The following is a 4,400-nucleotide window of genomic DNA, read 5'->3' on the forward strand; positions in this document are numbered from 1 at the left end:
AATCGAAAACCTCTTCGCCAAACTCAAGGACTGGCGACGCATCTCAACCCGCTACGACAGATGTGCTCACACCTTCTTCTCCGCGATCTGCATCGCAGCAGCCGTCGCCTTCTACCTCAATCAATGAGTCCTGACCCTAGATCGAGCTGGTGAAACGGCAACCGGCGGAACTGCACGACAGCAAGTAGCGAGATGCCGTAAGAGCCCGCCACGGTGCGCAATAACGCCAGTTCCTCGGCGGCGCGAATAAGCTTCGCTCCAGAGAGCCGGTGCATGGCCAGGCTCGCAAGCGGGGCAAAGAAGAGGGCAATAGAGAAGCCGAAGGACAGCATCGACCAGAAGAGCTGGTCGAACCAGGCAAGCCGGTCGAACAGCCCCAACCAAGTAAGTATCCCGGCGAGACCGACAAAATCAAAGAAGCTGATCAGGCGAACGTCAATGGTCTTGTTGAGTTCATGAAGAATGGCGATGGCTGGCCCCGCGACGAAGAACATCAATAGGTAAACCATTCCGGCGAGGGATGAGGTATTGCCCATGAGCAACTGCAGCTGAAACACGAATACCGACAATAGCCCCTGGATGATCAGGAATCCAAGCACGGAGCAGAAGGTTGCGATCGCATAGTTACGATGTCCGAACAAGCGCAAGTCGAGCACGGGATTGCGCTCCCCGAGCTACTAGATTACAAATGCCGGCATCGCGATTTCGACAACGATCAAGGCTGTCACAAGGATCGGCGAGGCGAACCAGTCAAAATCGTTGCTCATGTTGAGGACTGTCTGGACGCCATAGACGATGACGGTAAGCAGGGCGACGCCTACGAAGGCGAATCGCACGATTCGCACGCTGAAACCCCGGCCATGAAGCAACGCGCCCACAAGTGCGGCCACGAGCATGCCGACGACGACGTTGGTATAAAACACCCAGCGCCAGCTCATGAATTCCGCGAACCATCCGCCAAGAAACACGCCGATCGTTAGGGGCGTCATGCTCAGCACGCCCCACAATCCGACGGCCCAGCTCCGTCGGCGCTCGGGAAACTCCCAGAGCGCCAGCGATTGCGCGAGCGGGAGGGTCACACCGCCGGCGAAGCCAAGCGCAATGCGGCCCGGCAGAAACATCCAAAGGGTCTCGCTCGCTGCGCAAGTCCATGCGGCGCAGGCGTAAAGAAGGAAGGCGACGACATAGACGCGATAATCGCCGAAGCGGCCCGAGAACCAACGCGCAAACGGCAGGCCAAGCGCCAGGCCAACCATATGGTCGGTCGTACAAACCGAGTTACTGCAACTGGTCATCAAAACGATCCGCGCGCTTCCGAACTCGCTGCGCGCGTCGAGTGGCCATTCATTGAACGAGAGCAACTCGCCGGGCGCGGGTGGGCGTCCCGTTTTGTTCCGGAACTCCTTCTCGAGGTCATCGAGCAGGTAGCTGCCCCTGGCCGCCTCGGCCGCTCGGTCCCCGGCAAAGCTCTTCGCGCGCCGATGCAGGTCGCCCTTATCATTCGTGCTGACGGCCTCGTAGCGCTTGCGGTAGAGCGGCAGGCGCTGCGCGAGCTGGGGGTCTTTCAGTTACGGATGCGGCTGTGATGGGAGCGACTGCACCAGCTCGAGCAGGTCGTTCTGGGAGGACGCGAGCTTGAGCGCGTGGCAAAAAAGGTTGTAGCCAGCCGTGCGGGCCAGCTCGAAGGTGTTACGCGACGGCGGCCGCTTCTCTCGGTCGAACAGCGCGACATATACGTTGAGCGCGTCGATGAGCTGCGCCCACGTCGCGAGCGCCTTGACCGCCTGGACCACGTCAATGGCTGGGGCGTCGTAACTGCCGCTCTTCAGCCCCGCTTCGAAGACGCTGCGGAATTTTGCGACCCGATTGTAGGCATGTCGACCTCAGTCGATGTCCGGATTCACATTGCCCGACTCAGTGGTCTCGGTCTCGGTGGTCTGCTCGGTCGAAATCTCGACGCGGCGCTCGCTCTTGTACTCCTGAGACGCCTTAATCACCGCCTCCCGGAAGTCCTTCTTGGTCTCGTTCGACTCTCGCTGGGCGTCGTTCGTGAGGTTGGTGGTGACGGTGTTGCCGATCTTAATCTTGTCGCTGATTGGGATGTCGAAGGTCGAGCTGGTGTTCAGTGCGAACGAAGTGTTGTTGAGCGCCTTGCTGACAATCTCGGACTCCGCGCGCGAGGTGGCGGCCGTGTCGGACTTGGTGACCCCCAGGTTGTCCTCGATCTCCTTCTGCGAGCGGGTCTTCTTGACCACCATCTTCTTGCTGTACTTGCCGACCTCCTTGGAGGCGAGCGGGATGGTGCGCACCAGCTCGCCGGCCGAGTAGCTGTTCGGCGCCCACTCCTGTCGGTAGGTGAGGAGCACGCCGAAGTTGACGCTGCACTCGGCGCCGTCCGCGGCGAAGTACGTGAACGAGTAGCGCTCCTGGAGCTTTCGGTTGAGCTCGGCGGCGAGAGCCTCGGCTGCGGTGTAGCGGTCGAGGTCGGCCGCGACGTCGCCCGAACGCTCGACGCGGTCCTGCACCGCGTCGAGGATGCGCTGGCCCTTCTGGCGGAACGCCGCGATCACATCGAGCCCGCCGCAGGAGGACGAGGCACTCCCGCTCTTCGCGTCCGCTGCGCGCACCGGCCCGCCGTAGCCCCGCACCTTCCATCACATTCCTTGCCGCCCCGCACGCGGGAGCGGCCCATCCCGCTGGTCGGTATGATGGCAGCGGCGGGATGAATTTTGACCCAACTGTGGGGCGTCTCCAGGACCAGATGAGACAGAAAGGCCGAACCTCGGAGGCCGACACAACGGCATGTGTCGCAAGTAGCCGCTGACCCGTGCGCGCCACACGCAGCACGGGGAGCTCGGGCGCGAGACGCGTGAGACCATCGGCACGCCCAGCGACCTCGCTGGGGCTGGGGACCTATGGGCTCGCAACCGGGAGGATCAAGGTGGTTATCCCTTCAGATTCGAGAACACAAAAACACGCGTGCGCATGATGCGCGCACACGCGGGGACGCCCTGCAGGAGCTCGTCGCCATGGTCGAGAGGATGGCGGAAGAGAAACGGTCAGCGCGGCAGATCGTCGAGGCCGGTCGGGCCTACGCCGCAGACCGTGCCGCGGCCCCGCAGGCGGTGCTCGTGTGGCTCGCGGCGTGCTCACCTGAAGGGCGCGCATGGGCGGCGCATTGGCGCGCCACGAAGGGCAAGACCCGCCAACCGATGCAAAGGGAGGCTGGCGCTTCCTGAGCCGGTGGCCCCCGTCGATACAGGCTGCGGAACGAGACGCGCTATGAGCAGTCGAAGAATATTGCTGCCATCGGGTTGTCGGAGGTGAAAATGAGTAGGAGTTCTGAACTGCGCCAGAGCGGCGAAGGCGGGGGAGCCAACGAAAGCCAAATCTCGAAGGATCGGCCGCCGCTACCCTCCCAGACAGCCCCAACCTACGACCGCACCGCGATCATGGCCGACGCTGGCGCCGGTTTTGGGATGGCCCGCGCCTCGGACTGGGTTGGACCTTCTGGCGTCGCTTGGCGACGGCATGGGCGGCTGCGAAGATACGGCGTGGCTTGGCGCTGGCGGCGTAACCCGGTCCTTGAATCCGCGCTAAATCCGGGCTAAAGGCGCGTTGTCAGAGTGCCGAATGCGCCAGACCAAAAGAGAGCGCAACGGCTGGATGGGGAAAGAACTCAGTCTTTACTCTGACAGACGCCCGCACTCCTAACCGAGGCGGGCGTCTTCGTTTCTAGCGCCTAGTCCAGGTGGACCGGGCAAATCCGCTTTCGCAAAATGTGGGATTTCCCCACGTTTGAGCCGTAGCCGAAGTGATTTCAGCGCCTTGTGTGGAGCATTTCAGGCCGCCTTCGCCTTGGGAGCTTTCACTCCGTCCAGCAAGTTCACGGCGACATTTCGCTCTGCGAGCACGGCCTCGAGGAGCCGGCCAAGCATCCATTCGGGACGCATGCCGAGTTGGCCGGCGAGCTCCTGGGCATCGGCGAAGGCCTGGTCGGAGATCGCCACGGAGACCGCCTTCTGCCCGGGCGCTTTGCGCCCGAGCGTGATGCAGTAATCGGACAGCATGCGGTAGACGTGTCGGTCGCTGATGTGCGCCTCGTCCATGCGGGCGATGGGGGCCTTTTGATACGGCGCGCGATAAGCGCGGGTGGGCTTTTTCGGTTCGGCCATTGGCACACCTCCGCCGCAAGCATATAGCCGCGATTGCCTTTCACAAGTGATCGGCGTAACGTTTCAGACGCAATCCAGATACACAAGAACGCCCCGACCACGGATGGACTGGCGGGGCGTTTTGCGTTCTTCTCCCCTCAACGCGGAAGCTTGTCCGCCAAGATGTCGATCTTGTGGATATCAGGGGGGGAGGCGAGGAGTTCTGGCGCCTTCGCCATCAACGCC

The 4,400-nt window shown here is 62.4% G+C and carries 6 protein-coding genes and 1 pseudogene; 2 read left to right on the forward strand and 5 right to left on the reverse strand.

Going from position 1 to position 4,400, the window contains the following annotated elements; translation table 11 throughout:
- Positions 1-127: pseudogene (locus ACR652_RS19110) on the forward strand (IS5/IS1182 family transposase); the annotation flags it as partial.
- On the opposite strand, the gene ACR652_RS19115 reads toward ACR652_RS19110, so the two are convergent.
- The 4 genes from ACR652_RS19115 to ACR652_RS19130 form a co-directional block, all read right to left on the reverse strand.
- Entirely contained in the window at positions 117-656 is a 540-nt protein-coding gene (locus ACR652_RS19115) for a hypothetical protein (protein ID WP_434508063.1), read from the reverse strand. The pseudogene ACR652_RS19110 and the gene ACR652_RS19115 overlap by 11 nt on opposite strands.
- 21 nt (positions 657-677) lie before the next feature.
- A complete protein-coding gene (locus ACR652_RS19120) occupies positions 678-1,295 on the reverse strand; it encodes an MFS transporter (protein WP_434508064.1) in 618 nt (205 codons plus the stop codon).
- A 273-nt stretch (positions 1,296-1,568) separates the two neighbouring features.
- Positions 1,569-1,793, reverse strand: a complete 225-nt coding sequence (locus tag ACR652_RS19125; protein ID WP_434508065.1) for a hypothetical protein — start codon at positions 1,791-1,793, stop codon at positions 1,569-1,571.
- Positions 1,794-1,883: 90 nt separating this feature from the next.
- Positions 1,884-2,648, reverse strand: coding sequence for a hypothetical protein (locus tag ACR652_RS19130; RefSeq protein WP_434508066.1), 765 nt, complete (start codon positions 2,646-2,648; stop codon positions 1,884-1,886).
- A 381-nt stretch (positions 2,649-3,029) separates the two neighbouring features.
- Here ACR652_RS19130 and ACR652_RS19135 point away from each other — a divergent pair, with 381 nt between their 5' ends.
- Complete coding sequence (locus ACR652_RS19135; protein WP_434508067.1) at positions 3,030-3,239, forward strand: hypothetical protein; 210 nt, start codon at positions 3,030-3,032, stop codon at positions 3,237-3,239.
- A gap of 603 nt (positions 3,240-3,842) precedes the next feature.
- Here ACR652_RS19135 and ACR652_RS19140 read toward each other — a convergent pair.
- Entirely contained in the window at positions 3,843-4,175 is a 333-nt protein-coding gene (locus ACR652_RS19140) for a hypothetical protein (protein ID WP_434508068.1), read from the reverse strand.
- Between the last annotated feature and the right edge of the window lie 225 nt (positions 4,176-4,400).

The sequence above is a fragment of the Methylocystis sp. genome (assembly GCF_051061225.1).
In the GTDB taxonomy this organism is placed as follows: domain Bacteria; phylum Pseudomonadota; class Alphaproteobacteria; order Rhizobiales; family Beijerinckiaceae; genus Methylocystis.